This is a genomic window from Burkholderia sp. HI2500 (assembly GCF_002223055.1).
Lineage (GTDB): Bacteria > Pseudomonadota > Gammaproteobacteria > Burkholderiales > Burkholderiaceae > Burkholderia.
In genome coordinates this window covers 1,850,039-1,870,560 of sequence record NZ_NKFL01000004.1, presented here as the reverse complement: position 1 = coordinate 1,870,560, position 20,522 = coordinate 1,850,039, and the positions used below count along the sequence as shown (strand labels likewise).

At 66.7% G+C, this 20,522-nt stretch carries 22 protein-coding genes; 12 read left to right on the top strand and 10 right to left on the bottom strand.

The window, feature by feature from the left end; all coding sequences use genetic code 11:
• Nucleotides 1-39 precede the first annotated feature (39 nt).
• Nucleotides 40-1,659 carry a glutamine-hydrolyzing GMP synthase gene (gene guaA / locus CFB45_RS11410; protein WP_089425673.1) on the top strand — a complete coding sequence of 540 codons (1,620 nt, stop codon included), beginning with the start codon at nt 40-42 and terminating at the stop codon, nt 1,657-1,659.
• A gap of 131 nt (nt 1,660-1,790) precedes the next feature.
• Here the strand turns inward: guaA and CFB45_RS11405 are convergent, their stop codons facing one another.
• From CFB45_RS11405 to CFB45_RS11365, 9 genes are all read right to left on the bottom strand, one after another.
• Nucleotides 1,791-2,408 carry a 3'-5' exonuclease gene (locus CFB45_RS11405; protein ID WP_089425672.1) on the bottom strand — a complete coding sequence of 206 codons (618 nt, stop codon included), beginning with the start codon at nt 2,406-2,408 and terminating at the stop codon, nt 1,791-1,793.
• 255 nt (nt 2,409-2,663) lie between these two features.
• A complete protein-coding gene (locus tag CFB45_RS11400) occupies nt 2,664-3,128 on the bottom strand; it encodes an acetyltransferase (RefSeq protein ID WP_089425671.1) in 465 nt (154 codons plus the stop codon).
• 116 nt (nt 3,129-3,244) lie between these two features.
• Nucleotides 3,245-3,736 (bottom strand): NUDIX hydrolase, encoded by a 492-nt coding sequence (locus tag CFB45_RS11395; protein WP_089425670.1) that lies wholly within the window; start codon nt 3,734-3,736, stop codon nt 3,245-3,247.
• Between the two features lie 50 nt (nt 3,737-3,786).
• Complete coding sequence (locus CFB45_RS11390; RefSeq protein ID WP_089425669.1) at nt 3,787-4,671, bottom strand: NAD(P)-dependent oxidoreductase; 885 nt, start codon at nt 4,669-4,671, stop codon at nt 3,787-3,789.
• 97 nt (nt 4,672-4,768) lie between these two features.
• Complete coding sequence (locus CFB45_RS11385) at nt 4,769-5,056, bottom strand: gamma-butyrobetaine hydroxylase-like domain-containing protein (protein WP_089425668.1); 288 nt, start codon at nt 5,054-5,056, stop codon at nt 4,769-4,771.
• Entirely contained in the window at nt 5,053-6,048 is a 996-nt protein-coding gene (locus CFB45_RS11380) for a HEAT repeat domain-containing protein (protein ID WP_089425667.1), read from the bottom strand. Before CFB45_RS11380 ends, CFB45_RS11385 begins: the two co-directional genes overlap by 4 nt.
• A gap of 31 nt (nt 6,049-6,079) precedes the next feature.
• Nucleotides 6,080-6,325, bottom strand: a complete 246-nt coding sequence (locus CFB45_RS11375) for a 4Fe-4S dicluster domain-containing protein (RefSeq protein ID WP_039342800.1) — start codon at nt 6,323-6,325, stop codon at nt 6,080-6,082.
• Nucleotides 6,326-6,335: 10 nt separating this feature from the next.
• A complete protein-coding gene (locus CFB45_RS11370) occupies nt 6,336-8,075 on the bottom strand; it encodes a fumarate reductase/succinate dehydrogenase flavoprotein subunit (RefSeq protein WP_089425666.1) in 1,740 nt (579 codons plus the stop codon).
• Entirely contained in the window at nt 8,072-8,842 is a 771-nt protein-coding gene (locus tag CFB45_RS11365; RefSeq protein ID WP_089425665.1) for a GntR family transcriptional regulator, read from the bottom strand. The genes CFB45_RS11370 and CFB45_RS11365 overlap by 4 nt, the downstream gene beginning before the upstream one ends.
• 324 nt (nt 8,843-9,166) lie before the next feature.
• Between CFB45_RS11365 and CFB45_RS11360 the strand changes: the two genes are divergently transcribed.
• From CFB45_RS11360 to CFB45_RS11310, 11 genes are all read left to right on the top strand, one after another.
• Complete coding sequence (locus CFB45_RS11360; RefSeq protein WP_089425664.1) at nt 9,167-10,387, top strand: MFS transporter; 1,221 nt, start codon at nt 9,167-9,169, stop codon at nt 10,385-10,387.
• A 282-nt stretch (nt 10,388-10,669) separates the two neighbouring features.
• Nucleotides 10,670-11,071, top strand: a complete 402-nt coding sequence (locus CFB45_RS11355; RefSeq protein ID WP_006478536.1) for a DnaJ family domain-containing protein — start codon at nt 10,670-10,672, stop codon at nt 11,069-11,071.
• Entirely contained in the window at nt 11,068-11,664 is a 597-nt protein-coding gene (tadA, locus tag CFB45_RS11350; protein ID WP_089425663.1) for a tRNA adenosine(34) deaminase TadA, read from the top strand. The genes CFB45_RS11355 and tadA overlap by 4 nt, the downstream gene beginning before the upstream one ends.
• 111 nt (nt 11,665-11,775) lie before the next feature.
• Nucleotides 11,776-12,714: a muramoyltetrapeptide carboxypeptidase gene (ldcA, locus tag CFB45_RS11345; RefSeq protein ID WP_039342808.1), complete on the top strand. Its 939-nt coding sequence runs from the start codon at nt 11,776-11,778 to the stop codon at nt 12,712-12,714.
• Between the two features lie 316 nt (nt 12,715-13,030).
• Nucleotides 13,031-13,735, top strand: coding sequence for a GntR family transcriptional regulator (locus CFB45_RS11340; RefSeq protein ID WP_089425662.1), 705 nt, complete (start codon nt 13,031-13,033; stop codon nt 13,733-13,735).
• Nucleotides 13,736-13,885: 150 nt separating this feature from the next.
• Complete coding sequence (locus tag CFB45_RS11335) at nt 13,886-15,370, top strand: NCS1 family nucleobase:cation symporter-1 (RefSeq protein ID WP_089425661.1); 1,485 nt, start codon at nt 13,886-13,888, stop codon at nt 15,368-15,370.
• 10 nt (nt 15,371-15,380) lie between these two features.
• Nucleotides 15,381-16,172: an aspartate/glutamate racemase family protein gene (locus CFB45_RS11330; protein ID WP_089425660.1), complete on the top strand. Its 792-nt coding sequence runs from the start codon at nt 15,381-15,383 to the stop codon at nt 16,170-16,172.
• Nucleotides 16,173-16,320: 148 nt separating this feature from the next.
• Nucleotides 16,321-17,274 (top strand): allantoinase PuuE, encoded by a 954-nt coding sequence (gene puuE, locus CFB45_RS11325; RefSeq protein ID WP_027787128.1) that lies wholly within the window; start codon nt 16,321-16,323, stop codon nt 17,272-17,274.
• Complete coding sequence (gene uraD / locus CFB45_RS11320) at nt 17,271-17,792, top strand: 2-oxo-4-hydroxy-4-carboxy-5-ureidoimidazoline decarboxylase (RefSeq protein WP_089425659.1); 522 nt, start codon at nt 17,271-17,273, stop codon at nt 17,790-17,792. The genes puuE and uraD overlap by 4 nt, the downstream gene beginning before the upstream one ends.
• Before the next feature lie 62 nt (nt 17,793-17,854).
• Nucleotides 17,855-18,868: an allantoicase gene (gene alc / locus CFB45_RS11315; RefSeq protein WP_089425658.1), complete on the top strand. Its 1,014-nt coding sequence runs from the start codon at nt 17,855-17,857 to the stop codon at nt 18,866-18,868.
• Entirely contained in the window at nt 18,865-19,377 is a 513-nt protein-coding gene (locus CFB45_RS11310) for an ureidoglycolate lyase (protein WP_089425657.1), read from the top strand. The genes alc and CFB45_RS11310 overlap by 4 nt, the downstream gene beginning before the upstream one ends.
• Nucleotides 19,378-19,458: 81 nt before the next feature.
• On the opposite strand, the gene CFB45_RS11305 is transcribed toward CFB45_RS11310, so the two are convergent.
• A complete protein-coding gene (locus tag CFB45_RS11305) occupies nt 19,459-20,424 on the bottom strand; it encodes a LysR family transcriptional regulator (protein WP_089425656.1) in 966 nt (321 codons plus the stop codon).
• Nucleotides 20,425-20,522: the final 98 nt, after the last annotated feature.

Here is a 20,522-nt window from a genome sequence, read left to right as displayed (position 1 = left end):
TGCGCTGCTTTTCTTATTCTCTTCATCCCGTCCGCAGCCATGCACGACAAAATCCTGATTCTCGACTTCGGTTCGCAAGTCACCCAACTGATTGCGCGACGCGTGCGCGAAGCGCACGTCTACTGCGAAATCCATCCGAACGATGTGTCCGACGACTTCGTCCGCGAGTTCGCGCCGAAGGCGGTGATCCTGTCGGGCAGCCACGCGAGCACGTACGAAGACCATCAGCTGCGCGCGCCGCAGGCCGTGTGGGATCTCGGCGTGCCGGTGCTCGGCATCTGCTACGGCATGCAGACGATGGCCGTGCAGCTCGGCGGCAAGGTCGAGTGGAGCGATCATCGCGAATTCGGTTACGCGGAAATGCGCGCACACGGACACACGCGCCTGCTCGACGGCATCGAGGACTTCAAGACGGACGAAGGCCACGGGATGCTGAAGGTCTGGATGAGCCACGGCGACAAGGTTGCCGAGCTGCCGCCGGGCTTCGCGCTGATGGCGTCGACGCCGAGCTGCCCGATTGCCGGCATGGCCGACGAGGCGCGCGGCTACTACGCGGTGCAGTTCCATCCGGAAGTCACGCACACGGTGAAGGGCCGCCAGATCATCGAGCGCTTCGTGCTGCAGATCGCCGGTGCGAAGCCCGACTGGATCATGAGCAACCATATCGAGGAAGCCGTCGCGAAGATCCGCGAGCAGGTCGGTGACGAGGAAGTGATTCTCGGCCTGTCGGGCGGTGTCGATTCGAGCGTCGCCGCTGCGCTGATCCATCGCGCGATCGGCGACCAGCTGACCTGCGTGTTCGTCGACCACGGCCTGCTGCGCCTGAACGAAGGCAAGATGGTGCTCGACATGTTCGAGGGCCGCCTGCATGCGAAGGTCGTGCACGTCGACGCGTCCGAACAGTTCCTCGGCCACCTGGCCGGCGTGACCGATCCGGAGGCGAAGCGCAAGATCATCGGCCGCGAGTTCGTCGAGGTGTTCCAGGCCGAGGCGAAGAAATTGTCGAAGGCGAAGTGGCTCGCGCAGGGCACGATCTACCCGGACGTGGTCGAATCGGGCGGCACGAAGACGAAGAAGGCGACGACGATCAAGAGCCACCACAACGTCGGCGGCCTGCCGGAAACGCTCGGCTTGAAGCTGCTCGAGCCGCTGCGCGACCTGTTCAAGGACGAAGTGCGCGAGCTGGGCGTCGCGCTCGGCCTGCCGCCGGAGATGGTGTACCGCCATCCGTTCCCGGGCCCGGGCCTCGGCGTGCGGATTCTCGGCGAAGTGAAGCGCGAGTTCGCGGACCTGCTGCGCCGCGCGGACGCGATCTTCATCGAGGAACTGCGCAACACGACCGCGACCGCGCAGGATGCGGCCGCCGGCCTGTGCGGCGAAGCCGATGTCGGCAAGAGCTGGTACGACCTGACGAGCCAGGCGTTCGCGGTGTTCCTGCCGGTGAAGTCGGTGGGCGTGATGGGCGATGGCCGCACGTACGACTACGTGACGTCGCTGCGCGCGGTGCAGACGACCGACTTCATGACCGCGCACTGGGCGCACCTGCCGTACGCGCTGCTCGGCCGCGCGTCGAACCGGATCATCAACGAGGTGCGCGGGATCAACCGTGTGGTGTACGACATCTCGGGCAAGCCGCCGGCGACGATCGAGTGGGAGTGAGTACTGGTTGCTGAATCGGCGTTCGGAAGCGGACGGCCGATTCGGTTTGCATGCTGCCCGGGCTCAGGCCCGGACTAGAAACGGCTTGGCGATTGCCAAGCCGTTTTACGTTGACGCGCTGCGTGCCTGCATCACACGTGTGCGCCCACGAGCGAACGCAGGTACGTCGGCACTTTCGCCTTGGCCGTGGCCTGCACACGTGTCATGAGCGCGTGATCGATACGATTCAGTCCGTACGTCCGCGCAATGTCGTGTTGCAGCCGGCACCACAGGTGCCCGGCCATCTCGGCATCGACCATCGCCCGGTGCGCACGGCCCGATTTCGGCAACCGCAGCATATCCACCAGGCTCGACAGGCGGTGACTCTGGGCATCCGGGTAGATACGTCGCGCCACGAGCATCGTGCACGCAAACGCATGCTCGGCCGACACGCCAAGCAGCCCGAGTTCCGACTGCCAGAACCGTTTGTCGAAACCGGCGTTGTGAGCGACGACAGCATGCTTGCCGACGAACGCCGCGGCTTCCTTCATGACGGTCGACGCCGGCGGCGCCGCTGCGATCATCTCGTTCGTGATGCCGGTCAGCGCGACGACATCGGACGGTATGCGTCTGCCTGCATTCATCAGGCTCTGGAAACGGTCGACGACTTCCCCGTCCCGGAGCAGGATGACGGCGATTTCGGTCGCTCGATCGCCCATATTCGGCGAAAGTCCGGTTGTTTCGAAGTCCAGTACCGCAACGGTTTGCATGGTCGAATCCTGTGGCTTCACGCGGTGTCGTTAGAGTGGCCGAGAGGTTAGCATCTCCCGGCCCGTGACAGGCTCGTTCAGTCCGGGAAACGATCATCCGTGCAAGGGTCGAGCGCGTGGTACCGGTGCGTCGTGCATGACGCGTCACGTGGCCGCATGCGGCATGCGTGGAGCGGACCTGGTATCAGGTCGCCGCGTTCGCGTGCTCGGAGCGCATGACGCGGAGGGCGGCGCGCTATCCCGCGCCGGTCACGGTTATGCGGGCTGCGGCGACGACGACGGTTTCGCGCGATAGCGCAGGTGAATCAGCGGATAGGCGCGCCCCTGCCCATCGAGCGCCGATCGCCCGGTGCGCTCGAAGCCGAGCCGTTCATAGAAGCCTGCCGCCGCTTCGTTCTGTTCGTTGACGTCGGTCGACAGGTCGGGGTGACGCTTGAGCGCGTCTTCCACCAGCAGGCGCCCGACACCCGCGCCGTGGTGAGCGGGATCGACGAACAGTGCTTCCATGTGACTACCGTCGAGCAACATGAAGCCGATCGCCCGGTCGGTATCGTCGACGGCGAGATCGAGCGGTGCACCGGGCAGGAACGCGACGACTTCGGATTCGATCGCGCGTCGGTCGTCGTTGCTGAGGAAATGGTGCGTGGCGTCGACCGCGTTGCGCCAGATATCCAGCACGCGTGTGCCGTCGGCCGGGGTGGACTTGCGAATTCTGAGCATGGTTTGGCCCATCTTTGATTTGTAATTGGAGGTTCGTCGGCGCGTAGCCGGCACTGTCATGGTCCCGCTAGGGTCGCTCGCAAGCGCTGCGAGAAAGACAGCGGTGCTTCACGCATTCAAGTATTGGCAGGACGCTGCACGTGACCAAGTGCCGCCGCACGCTCGATCGCGCGTCGCGCGACATCACGAACACCCGCGCTCATCGGCAAGTCATCGCGGTCGAGTTCGGCGAGATCGAACCAGCGCGCGTCGAGCGCGTCGTCGCCGGCGGCAGGCGTGCCGCGCAACCATCGGCACAGCACCGCGACCATCACGAAATGCTGACGCACGTCGCCGCCGGCATCGTAATCGAACGCATCCAGCGCGGTAAAGGCGTCGAGTGCTTCGACGTCGACGGTGGTTTCTTCCGCGATCTCGCGCACGACCGCGTTCGCTATCGATTCCCCCGCTTCGATCTTGCCGCCGGGAAAGCCCCAACAGCCCGCATCGGGCGGATTGGCGCGACGCACCAGCAGCACGTCGCGCTCCCGCAGGACGATGCCGATCACGGCGGGAACCGGGCGGACGGAAGCGGGGACGCTGGTCGGGGAGCGGGGTGAGTCGGACATGGGGTGCTACGCGCAGGTGCGTTCGAGTGTATGGGGCGGCCGGTGAAGATTCATTGCGCGTGGTCGGTGCGCTGCTCGATCGCGCGGATCACGGCGACCATGTCGTCCGTACCATGTCCCGCTCGCTCGGTCTCGCCGTAGAGCGCATGGCAGATGTCGAGCAGCGGCGACGCGATGCCGATGCCGCGCGCGGATTCGGCGACGAGGCGCGCATTCTTCAGCACGTCGGTGATCGCGGCCTGCACCGAGAAATCGGCCGCGACGAGTTTGCCGAGCTTCACGCGCGACACGTCGCTCGCCATCGGGCCGGCGTTCAGCACGTCGGCGAAGCGGGCGAGATCGATGCCGTGGCGTTGCGCGAAATGCGTGGCTTCGGTCAGGCCGGTGACCATCGTGATCAGGAACAGGTTCACGGCGAGCTTCATCGTCAGCGCCGACGGCACGTCGCCGCACACGAAGCTGTCGCGGCACAGCGGCTTCACGAGCGCACGGACGGCGTCGACGTCGTCCGGTGCGCCGGCGAGCATCACGACGAGTTGACCGGCTTCGGCCGGCTTGCGTGACCCCGACACGGGCGCTTCGACATAACGGCCCGACGCGGCGGCGATGTCGTCGGCCAGTGCGCGCGAATATTCGGGTGCGTTCGTGCCCATGTTCACGATGGTGTGGCCGCCGACACGGGCGCCGAAACCGGGCGTGCCGCGCGCGAGGACACCGTCGATCGCCGCGTCGTTCGCGAGCATCAGGATCACGGTGCGGCAGGTCGCGAACACGTCGTCTACATGCTCGGCCACGCGCGCTCCGGCGTCGCGCAGCGCATCGTCGCTGCCGTGCGACCGGCTCCATACGACGAGCGGCGTGCCGGCCCGCGCAAGATTGAGCGCCATCGGCGTGCCCATCACGCCGAGGCCGATGAATCCGACTGCGGTTTGCATGTTCTGGCTCCCACGGTGGGTGGAGACGATCGTGGGCGTCAGTATCGCAGCGTTTCCGCACGCCTGCTATTTCGTCCGCGCAGCCGCGGGCGCTACGTCACGGCCGCGCGGTCATGCCCGCCAGATACGGCCACGGATAGATGCCGCGCGCATGACCGTCGCCGAACACCACGCGGATGCCGTAGCCGGCCGTTTCCAGGCTGTCCAGCGTCAGGTCGGGCCGCGCATCGACACGACCGCCGTCGATCCGGATCCTTCGGCATTCCGCACACGGGCAATCGCCGCGCAACCGTGCGTAGCTGACGCGTTGCGTGTGACCGTCCGGCCAGCGGAGTGTCAACGTGCGCGCCGGATGATCGAGCACGATTTCGGTTGGGGAGATCATCGCGACGCCTCGTCGATCTGCCGGATCGCGATCCGCACGGCCTTGCGGACTTCCGGATCGTGATCCTCCAGTGCGTGGGTCAGTGCGGGCAACGTCGCGCGGTCCCGCAATTCACCGAGCGCAAGCGCGGCTTCCTTGCGCAGGTTGCTGATCGCGTGCGAGAGCAGGGCGACGACGGCCGGTGCCGCGGCCGCATCGCGCAGTTGCCCGAGCGCACGCGCGGCACGCAGGCGCACCTGCCAGTAGTCGTCGTCGAGCGCGGCGACGAGCGGTTCGCGCGCGGTCGCAATGCGCAGCTTGCCGAGCGTCGTGGCCGCTTCCTCGCGCACCTGCCATTCGCGGTCGCGCAACGCGGCAAACAGGGCGTGGATGACCGTCGCATCGTCGGGCGTCGCGAACCCGAGCGCGCCAACGGCAATACGTCGCACGTCCGCTGCGGCATCGGTTGTCGCGGTGCGCGCGAGCGGCGGCAGCGCACGCGGATCCTTGAGCCAGCCGAGCACCGCCACGGCTTCGGCGCGCACCTCGGTGTGTTCGGCATCGAGCGCGTGCAGCGCGGGCGCGAACGCGCCGGGGTCACGCAACTCGCGCAATCCGCGCAGCACGGCACGGCGCACGAACGGCTCGGGCCGGTCGGCCCATCGGCACAGTACGGCGCCGGATGTAGCGTCCTTCAGTTCGGACAGGCTCTGCGCGGCGGCGTCGCGCACGTCGGCGTCCGGATCGAGCAATGCGCCGCACAGCGCGTCGACGACGTCGGGCTGCTCCCACGCGCCGAGCACGCGGGCGGCTTCGCCGCGCACGTCGGCCGACGGATCGTCGCTCAGCGCGGCGATGAACACGGGCACGAACCCGGGGTCCTCGAGGTCGGCGAGTTCGAACAGTGCGACGCGACGCACGGCGGCATCGGGCGCGGCGAGGCGGGCGACGAGTGCGGCTTCGTCGGGGGCGTCTGCGCGCGGCAATACGGGAGCGAAGGAGGGGGTGGTCATCGGCGACTCAAATGAGCGTTGAGGGACACGGTCAGCGCAGCAGGTAAGGGATGTCGACCTTGACCGCGCCGGTCGGGCAGTCGCGTTCGCACGGCATGCAGTACCAGCATTCGTCGAACTGCATATAGGCCTTGCCCTTGGTCACGTCGATCGCGAGCAGGTCGAGCGGGCATACGTCGACGCAGACGGTGCAGCCCTTGTCGGCGATGCAGAGGTTCTCGTCGATCGTCACGGGTGCGCTGCTGCGCTGGAAGATGTCGTGCGGGGTATGGGGCATGGCAGGTTCCTCAAAGAGCGGCCGCGAGCGCGGCCGGCTCGCGGATGCGCAGATTCGTGTAGGCGCCGCGCTCGTCGTCGGCAAGCGGCACGACGTATGGTTCGACCGGACGCTTCTCGCTGTGCATCGCGCCCGCGGCGTCCTTGCGCAGCCAGGTGTGGCAGAACCATTCGGCGTCGTTGCGATGCGGATAGTCGACGCGGTGGTGGTACAACCCCCAGCGGCTCTCGGTGCGGAACAGCGACGCGCGCGCGGCCATTTCCGCGCAGTCGCGGATCGCGCGCACCTCGGCGGCGCGCATCAGTTCGTGCGGATGGTTCGCTTTTATCTCTTCGATATCCTCAGCAATTTCATCAAAGCGTTGCAGCCCGATTTCCATCTTGCGTGTCACCTTCGGCGGTTGCAGATAGTCGTTCACCATGCGGCGCAGCTTGTATTCGACCTGCGCCGGCGCCAGGCCGCGCTCGCGCAGCAGCGGCGCAAGCACACGGGTGCGTTCGGCGGCGACCTGTTCGTCGTCCACCGGCGCATGCTCGCGGCCGGCCACGTAGTCGGCTGCGTTCTGCCCGGCAAACCAGCCGTACGTGAATGCGCCGAGCATGTAGTTGTGCGGGACGGCCGCCATGTCGCCGGCCGTGTAGAGCCCGGGCACGGTCGTCTCCGCGCGGGCGTTCACGTACACGCCGGATGCGCTGTGCCCGCTGCAGAAACCGATCTCGGAGATGTGCATCTCGACCATCTGGCTGCGGTAATCGGTGCCGCGCCCGGCATGAAAGCGGCCGCGGCTCGGCCGCTCGTTCGTGTGCAGGATCTGCTCGATGGTCTGGATCGTTTCTTCCGCGAGATGGTCGAGCTTCAGGAACACGGGGCCGTTGCCGCTTTGCAGTTCCTGGTAGAACTCCCACATCATCTGGCCGCTCCAGTAATCGCATTCGATGAAGCGTTCGCCCTTGCCGTTCGCGGTGAAGCCGCCGAGCGGGCCGGTGACGTACGCGCACGCGGGGCCGTTGTAGTCCTTGATCAGCGGATTGATCTGGAAGCATTCGAGATTCGCGAGCGCGGCACCGGCGTGATACGCCATCGCGTAGCCGTCGCCCGCGTTGGTCGGATTCTCGTAGGTGCCCATCAGGTAGCCCGAGGCCGGCAGGCCGAGGCGACCGGCCGCGCCGCAGCAGAGAATCACGGCCTTCGCGCGGATCACGTGGAACTCGGCGGTGCGGCAGTCGAAGCCGAGTACGCCGCTCGCGCGGCCCTGCGCGTCGGTCAGCACGCGCGTTGCGACGATCCGGTTCGTGATCGCAATGCGCGCGCGCTTCAGTTGCCGGTACAGCACCTTCTTGATGTCATGTCCTTCCGGCATCGGCAGCACGTACGAGCCCATGTGATGGACCTTCTTCACCGCGTAGTCGCCGGTGCCGTCCTTCTCGAACTTCACGCCCCAGCGGTCGAGCTGCTCGATCGTTTCGAAGCTGTGCGTCGCATACGCATACACGGCTTCCTGGTCGACGATGCCGTCGTTGGCGATCGTGATCTCGCGCGTGTACTGCTCGGGCGTCGCATGCCCGGGGATCACCGCGTTGTTCAGGCCGTCCATTCCCATCGAGATCGCGCCGCTGCGCTTCACGTTGGCCTTTTCGAGCAACAGCACGCGCAGGGACGGGTCGCGCTCCTTCGCCTTGATCGCCGCCATCGGGCCGGCCGTGCCGCCGCCGACCACGACGATGTCGTATTCGAGCACATGGGTAGTCATCGCTGTTTCCTTGCAGGTTGGCGCGGTTTCTGCCGGTCGATGCGCAGCCGGTACTGGAAGGCGTCGCCGCGGAAGTAGAGGTATTCGAAGTCGATCGGTGCGCCCGACGCGTCATGCGTGAGGCGCTCGATGCGCAGCACGGGGCTGCTTTCCTCGACGTGCAGCGCATCGACGATCTCGTCGTCGGCGAGGATCGCGTCGATCGATACGTCGGCATGGCCGAGCGGGATGCCGCAGTCGTTTTCCAGGACCAGGAAAATGTCGCGGGTCGCGAGATCGGCGCCCGCGAGGCGCTTGCCGAGTGCTTCGGGCACCCAGGTCTGTTCGAGCGACACGGGCTCGCGATTGAGCAGCCGCACGCGATGGATCTCGACGAGCGGCGCGCCCTCGGGCACGTTCAGCTTCGTCGCGAGATGGCGGTCGGCCTTGATGGTGCGGAAGCTGCGCACCTGGTTGACGATCTCGTAGCCCATCGACGACATCGCCTCGGCGAAGCCCTGCAGCGACGTCACGTTCTGGAATGCCTTCGGCTTCGACACGAAGGTGCCCTTGCCGTGCAGCTTGAACAGCAGTCCTTCCTTTTGCAGATCGCCGAGCGCCTGGCGCACCGTGATGCGGCTGACGTCGAACATCGCGCAGAGTTCGTGCTCGGAAGGCATCCGGCTGTGCGGCGCATAGGTGCCGTCGAGAATGCGTGCGCGCAGCGTGTCCTTGATCTGCACGTAGAGCGGGGCCGCCGACAGCGGCACGACGTTGGGGGAGGTCATCGGTCAACTTGTTATGACAAGATTGCTCGAGTGTAGTCAGCCGGGTCGCGCGGCCCAACCAACTATTTCTGATTTCGACTTTCCGATTCTGGAAAAGCGCGGCGGCAAGGGGCAGGCCGAACGGACCATTCGGCATGTAGCGTCGGCTCGCTCCGCCCGTTGCGGGCCGAGCGGATCGGCCGACAATGAAAAAATTCGTCGGCGTGTGTGCCGCACATGTCGATTTCCCGATGCGTCGCCCGTCGTATCCATGTCGACCGGGCATTGCGCGAAGCAGGTGGCACCCGGTTCCCGAGGATCGCCATCACGACAAGGAGGCACCCCATGCCGGATTCCCGATACCGCTGGGTCATCGTCGCCGCGGGCGGCCTGATGGGCTGCATCGCGATCGGCGCGATGTTTTCGCTGCCGGTGTTCCTGCGCGCGATCGCGCGCGACACGGGCTGGTCGATGACCGGCATTTCCGGCGCGATGACGCTCGGCTTCATCGCGATGGCCTTCGCGAGCATGGCATGGGGCAGCCTGTCGGACCGCATCGGCACGCGCCCGGTCGTCATCACGGGCGCCGTCCTGTTGTCGGCAAGCCTGGCGCTGGCGAGCCGCGCGCCGTCGCTGCTCGCGTTCCAGCTCACGTTCGGCCTCGCCGTCGGCGGCGCGACGGCTGCGATATTCGCGCCGATGATGGCGTGCGTAACCGGCTGGTTCGACACGCACCGCAGCCTCGCGGTGTCGCTCGTGTCGGCCGGCATGGGGATGGCGCCGATGACGATGGCCCCGCTGGCCGCGTGGCTCGTGTCGGTGCGCGACTGGCGCACGTCGATGCTGCTGATGGCGACGCTGGCGGCCGTCGTGATGATTCCGGTGTCGCTGCTGGTGCGCCGGGCGCCCGCGCTCGACGGCGCGCAGGCGGCTCCAGCGGTGCCGGCGCCCGCCGGCGGGCCTGCGGCGATGTCGGTCGCGGACGCGCTGCGTTCGCCGCAGTTCATCGTGCTGCTGCTGACCAACTTCTTCTGCTGCGCGACACATTCGGGCCCGATCTTCCATACGGTCAGCTACGCGGTGACGTGCGGGATCCCGCTGATCGTCGCGGTGTCGATCTACAGCGTCGAAGGGCTCGCCGGCATGGGCGGCCGGATCGCGTTCGGGATCCTGGGCGACCGTATCGGCGCGAAGCGCATGCTGGTAGCCGGGCTGCTTGCGCAGGCGCTGGGTGCGCTCGGGTACTACTTCGTGCGCACGCTCGACGGGTTCTACGCGGTCGCGGTCGTGTTCGGCTTCATCTACGCGGGCGTGATGCCGCTGTATTCGGTGCTGGCGCGCGAGAACTTCCCGCTGCGGATGATGGGCACCGTGATCGGCGGCTGCGCGATGGCCGGCAGTCTGGGGATGGCAGCGGGGCCCGTCGCCGGCGGCTTGATCGTCGATACGCTCGGCAGCTACGGCTGGCTGTATCTCGGCTCGTTTGCGATCGGTCTCGGCGCATTCCTGATCGCGATGATGTTCCGCCCCTTCGCGAATGCGCGGCCGGAAGCGGCGGCTGCCTGAACCAGGAAAATTGGAAGCAGGGCCGTGTCCGTTTTTCTGGGGCGGCGCGGTTCGGTTCGCATCGTCGCAAATAAAAACAGGGCCTGGCACCGGTCGCATTTGCCGGTGTCCAGATGGTCCGCAGCCCGCTGCAGCGCAGCAGAGCGGCAAATGAGACCGATCGGCGCGCATGCCCTGCGATTCGGCCCCTAAAAAACACAATATCGAGCATATATTCGAAGGGCCTGTCATACCCGCGTCACCCTGCTAGAATTCGGCCTGCCGCATTGTTCCGATTGACTGATGAGATTGCTTGATGCCCTGGTCGAACAACGTATTGCCGCCGCCGCCGCGCGGGGCGAGTTCGACGATTTGCCGGGTACCGGCGCGCCACAGGCGCTGGATGACGACCTGCTCGTGCCCGAGGAGGTGCGGGTGGCCAACCGTATCCTGAAGAATGCGGGCTTCGTGCCGCCGGCCGTCGAGCAATTGCGCGCGCTGCGCAACCTGCATGACGAAGTGCAGGCGGTCAGCGACCGCGCCGCGCGCTGCCGGCTGCAGGCGAAGATCCTCGCACTCGACATGGCGCTCGAATCGCTGCGCGGCGGCCCGATGGTGATGCCGCGCGACTACTGCCGGCGCATCGCCGAGCGCCTGTGCGAGCGCGGGCTCGACGAAGCGTCCGCCGAAGCGGGGCCGATGTGACGTCCGACGCGCTGCACGACGCAGCCCGGTCGGCAGCCGCCCCGGCGGCCGAACCCGCCGCCGATTCCCCCGTTCCCGAAGCCGCGCCCGTATCGGCACGCGACCTGCATTACATGCGTCTTGCGCAGGCTGCCGCCGAAGAGGCGCGCGCGGCCGGCGAAGTGCCGGTTGGCGCGGTGCTCGTGCGTGGCGACGAAGTGATCGCACGCGGCTTCAACCATCCGATCGGCGGGCACGACCCGTCGGCCCATGCGGAAATGGCCGCGCTGCGCATGGCCGCGCAGCATCTGCAGAATTACCGGATGCCCGGCTGCGAGTTGTACGTCACGCTCGAGCCGTGCCTGATGTGCGCGGGCGCGATCATGCATGCGCGCATCGCACGGGTCGTCTACGGTGCCGCCGATCCGAAGACGGGCGCGTGCGGCAGCGTGATCGACGCATTCGCGAATCCGCAACTGAACCACCATACCGAAGTGACCGGCGGCGTGCTCGCCGACGAGTGCGGCGCCGCGCTGAAGTCGTTCTTTGCCGACCGCCGTCGCGCGCTGCGCGAAGCACGGCTCGCCCGCGACGCCGACTCCGGCGCGTCATAGGCGCGCCCGCCGCGCCCGCCGCTCGACGCGAGCCGGGCAGGCACGGTTCCGTGAACCGGAGACGGTTCGGACCCTCTAAGCAGGTTTGACGACCCGACACCTCTCTTTGCCATGTCCTTCCAGCCCGCCGCGTCCTACACCATCCGCCTGCTTGCGCCGTCCGGCTATCCGCACGATCCGGACGCGATCAATCGCGCGCTCGAGCGCCTCAGCACCGCGCAGCACCGCATCGAGAACATCGAAGCGACGCAGCGGCGCTTCCAGCGGTTCGGCGGTACCGACGGCGAACGGGCAGGCGACCTGAACCGTCTTGCCGATCCCGAGCGGCCGCTGCCGGACATCGCGCTCGCGGTGCGCGGCGGCTATGGCGCCGCGCGCATCCTGCACGGGCTCGACTATCGCGGGCTCGAGCGCCGGCTGCGTGACCAGCCGGTCGCGCTCGTCGGCCACAGCGACTTCACGGCGCTCCAGCTCGCGCTGTACGCGAAGGCGCGCATCAAGACGTTCGGCGGCCCGATGCTGTCCGCCGATTTCGGCGCGGAAACGCCGAGCGACTTCACGATGCAGCACTTCTGGCAGACACTGACGCAGCCGAGCACGACGATCATCGCCGAAGCGCCGCAGGTGCAGAGCGTGAACGTGACGGGCACGCTGTGGGGCGGCAACCTCGCGATCCTCACGTCGCTCGTCGGCACGCCGTACATGCCCGACATCGAAGGCGGCATCCTGTTCATCGAGGACGTCAACGAGCAGCCGTTCCGGATCGAACGGATGATCTATCAACTGCATCTGTCGGGGCTGCTCGCGCGCCAGCAGGCGCTCGTGCTCGGCCAGTTCACCGGTGCGCGGCCGTTCGAGTACGACAACGGCTACGACATGCAGGCGATGATCGACCAGGTGCGCGCGGTGATCGGGATTCCGGTCGTGACGGGGCTTCAGTTCGGCCACGTGCCCGACCTGCTGACGTTGCCGTTCGGCGCACAGGCGCAACTGGTCGCGAATGCGCACGGTTTCCGGCTCACTTTGTCGGACTATCCGCACCTCGGTTGAGGCGGGCGCAGTCGGTCGAAAGGCGGGGGCGGTTCATTCCCCGCCTTTTTCTTTATGTAAGCGCGCAACTAACGGTCAAGTATTTTCGTCGACATCTGCAAGCTCGCCGCCGGATCCTGCACCAGTTTTGTCAACAAAATGGCGGGGAGGGTATACGACGAAAAGCACGTCTGTCATACGTCTTGGCCTTGTCATGCATGGATTTGACGCATCATGCACCGAACGAGGTCGCGTCGATGCACGCCGATTGTGCGCAATGCTAGAAAAGAATTGTTGACAATCTTTATGTCCACCCTAGGATGAGGATCATCACACGATGCCGATCATGAACGAGCCCGAATCCCACCCGTCCGGTGCAGCCAGTCCCGAAGCGATCGCCGAGCGGATCCGCACGGCGATCCTCGAGCATCGGCTCGCGCCGGGCGCGAAGCTGACGGAGGCGCAGCTCTGCGACGTGTTCAACGTGAAGCGCGGGGCGATCCGCCAGGCGCTCGCGCAGCTCGCGACCGACAAGCTGGTCGATCTCGAGCCGAACCGCGGCGCGTTCGTCGCGAGCCCGACGCTGCAGGACGTGCACGAAGTGTTCGAGATGCGCCGGATCATCGAGCTCGCCGTGGTCGAGCGGCTCGCGACCGGGCCCGGCGCGAAGCGGCTGAAGGGCGTCGCCTCGCTGATCGAGAAGGAACGCAAGGCGTTCCAGCGGCAGGACTTCGCGGCCTGGATCCGCCTGTCGGGCGAATTCCATACGGCGCTCGCCACGCTGATGGGCAATGCGACGCTCAGCGCGTGCCTCGAAGGGCTCGTCGCACGCTCGACGCTGATGTCGGCGCTGTACGAGTCGCACGGGCGCAGCCCGTGCTCGTGCGACGACCACGACGAGATCCTCGGTGCGCTGGAGGCCGGCGATCCGAAGCGGGCGGTGACGCTGATGGCGCACCACCTGCAGCATGTCGAACTGAAGATGCTGGACCGGCCCGCACAAGGGCAGGTCGATTTGCGCGAAGTGTTCGGCGGCGCCTGAGCGGCGACGCGAACCCGGCCGCGCGCCACAAGAACGAGCGAAATGCAGGCCCGCGGCGTGTGCCGCGGGCCGCTGGTCCGACTCCGGGCGTCGATCCGGAGCGATATCGATGACGGTGGAGCGGCCTTTCGGCCGCGTCAAGGAGAAGTCATGGCTCAGTTCAGTGTGGCGCACGACAGCGCCTATCCGGCGGACGAAGGCGGCGAGGGCGGCGACCCGACACTGCCGAATGGTTACAGCGAACGTTTGTACAACGAAGATTTGGCACCCCTGAAAAATCAGACATGGGGCTCATACAACATCTTCGCGTTCTGGATGTCGGACGTGCACAGCGTCGGCGGCTACGTGTTCGCGGGCAGCCTGTTCGCGCTCGGGCTGACGAGCTGGCAGGTGCTGATCGCGCTGATCGTCGGGATCGGCTTCGTGAACCTGCTGTGCAACCTGATCGCGCGGCCGAGCCAGCAGATCGGCGTGCCGTACCCGGTCGCATGCCGTGCGACGTTTGGCGTGCTCGGCGCGAACGTGCCGGCCGTGATTCGCGGGCTGATCGCGATCGCGTGGTACGGGATCCAGACCTATCTCGCGTCTAGCGCGCTGGTGATCGTCGTGCTGAAATTCTTCCCGCAATGGCTGCCATACGCGGACGTGCATCGCCACGGCTTCCTCGGGCTGTCGGCAGTCGGCTGGGCCGGCTTCATGCTGCTGTGGGTGCTCCAGGCGTTGGTGTTCTGGAACGGGATGGAGACGATCAAGAAGTTCATCGACTTCGCGGGGCCGGCCGTCTACGTCGTGATGTTCATCCTCGCCGGCTACATGGTGTGGCGCGCGGGCTGGCGCAACATCGGCCTCAACCTCGGCGGCGTGAAGTACCACGGCGCGGAAGTGATTCCGGTGATGATCACGGCGGTGTCGCTGGTGGTGTCGTACTTCTCCGGACCGATGCTGAACTTCGGCGATTTCTCGCGCTACTGCCGCTCGTTCGGCGAAGTGAAGCGCGGCAATTTCTGGGGGCTGCCGGTCAACTTCCTCGCGTTCTCGCTCGTCACGGTGATCACGACGGCCGCGACGCTGCCGGTGTTCGGCGAACTCATCACCGACCCCGTCGAGACGGTCGGGCGCATCGACCATCCGACCGCGGTGATCCTCGGTGCGCTGACCTTCACGATCGCGACGATCGGCATCAACATCGTCGCGAACTTCGTGTCACCTGCGTTCGACTTCTCGAACGTCGCGCCGCGCCTGATCAGCTGGCGCGCGGGCGGGATGCTCGCCGCCGTCGCGTCGATCTTCATCACGCCGTGGAACCTGTTCAACAACCCGGCCGTGATCCACTACACGCTCGACGTGCTCGGCGCGTTCATCGGCCCGCTGTACGGCGTGCTGATCGCCGACTTCTACCTCGTCAAGCGCGGCCGGCTCGTGCGCGACGACCTGTACACGATGTCGGAAAGCGGCACGTACTGGTACACGGGCGGCGTGAACCGTCGCGCGCTGGCCGCGCTGTTGCCGGCCGCGGTGATCGCGATCGTCTGCGTGATGGTGCCGGGCTGGCAGGGCGTCGCGAACTTCTCGTGGTTCATCGGCGCCGGGCTCGGCTTCGTGTTCTACCGGCTGCTCGTGAGCGCGAAGGCCTGAGGAGCATGCGATGAAGATCCGACTGATCAATCCGAATACGACCCAGCGGATGACCGACGCGATGGGCCGCTGCGCGCGTGAGGTCGCGGCCGCCGGCACGGAGATCGTCGCGGTGAGCCCGCCGATGGGGCCGCCGTCGATCGAAGGGTATTACGACGAGGCACTGGCGACGCCGGGGCTGCTCGCCGAGATCGTGCAGGGCGAGCGCGACGGCTGCGATGCGTACGTGATCGCGTGCTTCGGCGATCCGGGCCTGTACGCGGCGCGCGAGCTCGCGCGCGGGCCGGTGATCGGCATTGCCGAGGCCGCGATGCATGCGGCGAGCGTGCTCGCGCCGGGCTTCTCGGTCGTCACGACGCTCGCGCGCACCTGCGGGATGGCGTGGCATCTCGCCGAGCGCTACGGGATGAAACGGTTCTGCCGCAACGTGCGCGCGACCGACGTCGCGGTGCTCGAGCTCGACCGGCCGGGCTCGGCCGCGCGCCGGATCATCGTCGACGAATGCCGGCGCGCGCTCGATGAGGACGGCGCCGACGCGATCGTGCTCGGTTGCGCGGGGATGGCCGAGTTCGCGCACGAGATCGAGCAGCAGATCGGCGCGCCGGTGGTCGAGGGCGTCACGGCGGCCGTCAAGTGGGCCGAGGCGCTCGTCGCGTTGCGCCTCGCGACCGCGAAGCGCGGCGACTACGCGCGCCCGCTGCCGAAGCGCTACGACGGCGCGTTCGCCCGCTTCAGCCCGCCGGACGGGGATCAGGCGGAACCGGTGCCGAATTTGCCGCAACCGCACATACACACCGTCTGACACGCACTATCTGCGCCGCTGTATGGGCGCGTATGGGCGTTTTCGCTAAACTGGGCCGTCATCGCATCGGCTTGCGCAGCCGGCCTCCGGCACCCGCGCAGTCGATGCGAACCCATTATTTCAGCGAGCTTTCGCCGCACATCGAACCATGTCACTCGATCCCAACTATCCTCGCGACCTGATCGGCTACGGCCGCCATCCCGTTCAGGCGAACTGGCCGGGGCGCGCCCGCGTCGCCGTGCAATTCGTGCTGAACTACGAGGAGGGCGGCGAGAACTGCGTGCTGCACGGCGATCCGGGCTCCGAGCAGTTCCTGTCGGAAATCGTCGGCGCGGCCGCGTATCCCGACCGCCACATGAGCATGGAGTCGATCTACGAGTACGGTTCGCGGGCCGGCGTGTGGCGCATCCTGCGCGAATTCGAGAAGCGCGGGATGCCGCTGACGGTATTCGGCGTCGGCATGGCGATCGAACGCCATCCGGAGCTCGCGCGCGCCTTCGTCGAGCTGGGCCATGAAATCGCGTGCCACGGCTGGCGCTGGATCCACTACCAGAGCATGACGCCGGAACTCGAGGCCGAACACATGCGCCTCGGGATGGAAGCGATCGAGCGCGTGACGGGCGAGCGCCCGCTCGGCTGGTACACCGGCCGCGACAGCCCCAATACGCACCGCCTGGTCGCGGAATACGGCGGCTTCCTGTACGACTCCGACAACTATGGCGACGACCTGCCGTTCTGGATGGACGTCGAAGTGTCGGGCGGCAAGACATCGCCGCAGCTGATCGTGCCGTACACGCTCGACACGAACGACATGCGCTTCGCGACGCCGCAGGGCTTCAACACCGGCGATCACTTCTTCGACTACCTGCGCGATGCATTCGACGTGCTGTACGCGGAAGGCGACGAAGCGCCGAAGATGCTGTCGATCGGCATGCACTGCCGGTTGCTCGGCCGGCCGGGCCGGTTCCGCGGGCTGCAGCGTTTCCTCGATCACATCGAGAAGCACGATCGCGTATGGGTGACGCGCCGTGTCGATATCGCGCGTCACTGGCGTGAACATCATCCGTATCAGCCCAATCATCGAAACGAAGGGAAAGCATGAAGGCGATGCGCTACACGTTGGAACAACTGAATACGATGGCGCCGAGCGCATTTGTCGCGGCACTGTCGGGGATCTTCGAACATTCGCCGTGGGTGGCCGAAGTCGCCGCGGGCGAGCGGCCGTTCGCGAGCATCGACGCGCTGCACAAGACGATGTCGGGTGCGGTGGAAACGAGCGGCGAAGTGCGCCAGCTTGCGCTGATCAACGCTCACCCGGAGCTGGCCGGCAAGGCTGCCGTGCGCGGCGAGCTGACCGCCGAGTCGACGCGCGAGCAGAGCGGCGCGGGCCTCGACCAGTGCACGCAGGAAGAGTTCGACAAGCTGCTGACGCTGAACCGCACGTATCGCGAGAAATTCGGCTTCCCGTTCATCCTCGCGGTGCGCGGCTATGACCGGCACGGCATCATCGCGAACTTCGAGTCGCGCGTGAATCACTCGCGCACCGAGGAACTGCGGGCGAGCCTCGACCAGATCTACCGGATCGCGCGCTTCCGCCTCGACGACCTGATCGACGCCTGACATCGCAATACGGCCTGCTGCGTCGCAGCGGCCTGATCGTCTCACTGAAACAAGGAAACATCATGGCTGTTCCGCTTCTCGATCCCAACGCACCCGACTTCACGCGGCGCTACGTGAACCTGGCCGACCCGCGTCTCGGTGCGCAGGCGCTCGAAGCCAGCGACGATTTCTTCGCGCCGAAGGACCGGATGCTGAACCCCGAGCCGGCCGTGTTCATCCCCGGCAAGTACGACGACCACGGCAAGTGGATGGACGGCTGGGAAACGCGCCGCAAGCGCACGACGGGCTACGACTGGTGCATCGTCAAGCTCGCGCGCCCGGGCGTGATCAAGGGCTTAGACATCGACACGAGCCACTTCACCGGCAACTTCCCGCCGGCCGCGTCGATCGAGGCCGCGTTCGTGGCCGACGGTGCGCCGACGCATGCGACCGAGTGGATCGAGATCGTGCCGTCGACGACGCTGCAGGGCAACAGCCATCACTACGTCGAAGCGAGCGATGCGCGCGCCTTCACGCACCTGCGCGTGAACATCTATCCGGATGGCGGCATTGCACGCCTGCGCGTGTACGGCCAGCCGCAGCTCGACTGGGCCGGCGCGAGCGCGACCGAGCAGTTCGATCTCGCGGCGATGGAAAACGGCGGGTACGTGGTGGCCGCGAACAACCAGCACTTCGGCGTCGCGTCGAACCTGCTGCTGCCGGGCCGCGGCGTGAACATGGGCGACGGCTGGGAAACCCGCCGCCGCCGCGAACCCGGCAACGACTGGGCGATCATCGCGCTCGCGCAGCCGGGTGTGATCCGCAAGATCGAAGTCGATACCGCGTTCTTCAAGGGCAACTACCCGGATCGCTGCTCGATCCAGGCCGCGTACGTGTCGGGCGGCACGGACAGCTCGCTGATCACGCAATCGATGTTCTGGCCGGTGCTGCTCGGCGAACAGAAGCTGCAGATGGACAAGCAGCACTACTTCGAACAGGACATCGCGTCGCTCGGCCCCGTCACGCACGTGCGACTGAACATCATTCCGGACGGCGGCGTGTCGCGCCTGCGTCTGTGGGGGACGCTCGACAAATGAAGACGCTTGCCATCGAACCGCTGACCAAGGAAGCATTCGCGCCGTTCGGCGACGTGATCGAAACGGAAGGGGCGAAGCAGATCCCGATCAACCTCGGCACGACGATCCGCTTTCACGATCTCGCTAAAGTCGACGTGACCGATGAAGGCGGCCGCACGCTCGTCAACCTGTTCCGCGGCCAGCCGCGCACGCTGCCGTTCGAAGTGAAGATGCTCGAGCGGCACCCGCTCGGCAGCCAGGCGTTCGTGCCGCTGAACGACCAGCCGTATCTCGTCGTCGTCGCGCCCGCGGGCGATCTCGATCCGGCGAAGATCCGCGCGTTCGTGACGAGCGGCTGGCAGGGCGTCAACTATGCGAAGGGCGTGTGGCATCACCCGCTGATCGCGCTCGGCGGCGTCAGCGACTTCATCGTCGTCGATCGCGGCGGCGACGGCCTGAACCTGAACGAGCAGGACCTGCAGGAATCGCTGTGGCTCACCGACGAGGCGCTGCACGCGCTGACGGCCTGAGTCGCCGGCGTTTCTGCCGGCGTCCGACGAAACCCGCGCATCATGCGCGGGTTTTTTTATGTGCGACGAGTTCGGCGAGATTCAGGTCGCCGCGTTTTTGCGCGTGTCGCGCGAGCGGCCGGCGCCGCGACGCCGGTTCGCAACCGGTGCATGCTGCGCCATCAGTTCGGCGACCCACTCGATGAATACACGCAGCTTCGCGCTGACGTGCCGGTTCGGCGGGAACGCGACGTACATCGGCATCGGTTCGAGTTGCCATTGCTCGAACAGCGGCACCAGTTCGCCGCGGGCGCGATGCGCGCCGGCCATGTAGTCGGGCAGCCACAGAATGCCCAACCCGGCGAGGCCGGCCTCGAGGTACGCATTGCCGTCGTCGACCGCGAGCACGTAGCGTCCGCGCACGGTGACCTGCTCGCCGTCGCATGCCATCGAAAACGGCAGCGCCTTGCCGGTGCGCGCCCACAGAAAACCGACGATTCGGTGATGCGTATCCTCCAGCTCGTCCGGATGCGTCGGCGTGCCGGCGCGTGCGAGGTAAGCCGGCGACGCATACACGCCGAGCCGCAGGTCGCCGACGCGCCGCGCGACCAGCGAGCGGTCCGTCGGTTCGCCGCCGCGCACGACGCAGTCGACGTTCTCGCCGATCACGTCCACCACGCGGTCGCTCACGCCCATGTCGAGCTGGATGTCCGGATAGCGCGCATGGAACGCGGGCAGCGCGGGGATCAGGATCAGACGCGCGAACGGGCTCGGCACGTCCACGCGCAGCCGCCCGCGGGGCGACGCGGAAGCCGCGGACAGGCTCGTTTCGGCATCGTCCATGTCGGCCAGCAAGCGCACGACGCGATCGTAGTACGCGGCGCCGTCCGCGGTGACGACGACCTTGCGCGTCGTGCGGTTGAACAGCTTCACGCGCAGCCGTGCTTCGAGCTGCTGCACGAGTTGCGTGACGGTGGTGCGGCTCATGTGCAGCGTCTCGGCCGCCTTCGTGAAACTGCCGGCTTCCACCACGCGGGCGAACGCCTGCATTGCGTCGAATCGATCCATCGGGTCAGGGCTCCGCGTCGGTCGGAATTGTTTGGTGCGTGCAAACAGTGTTGGACAGGGTTGCCGGTTTATTCGCCGTGCAACGATCCCTAAAGTGC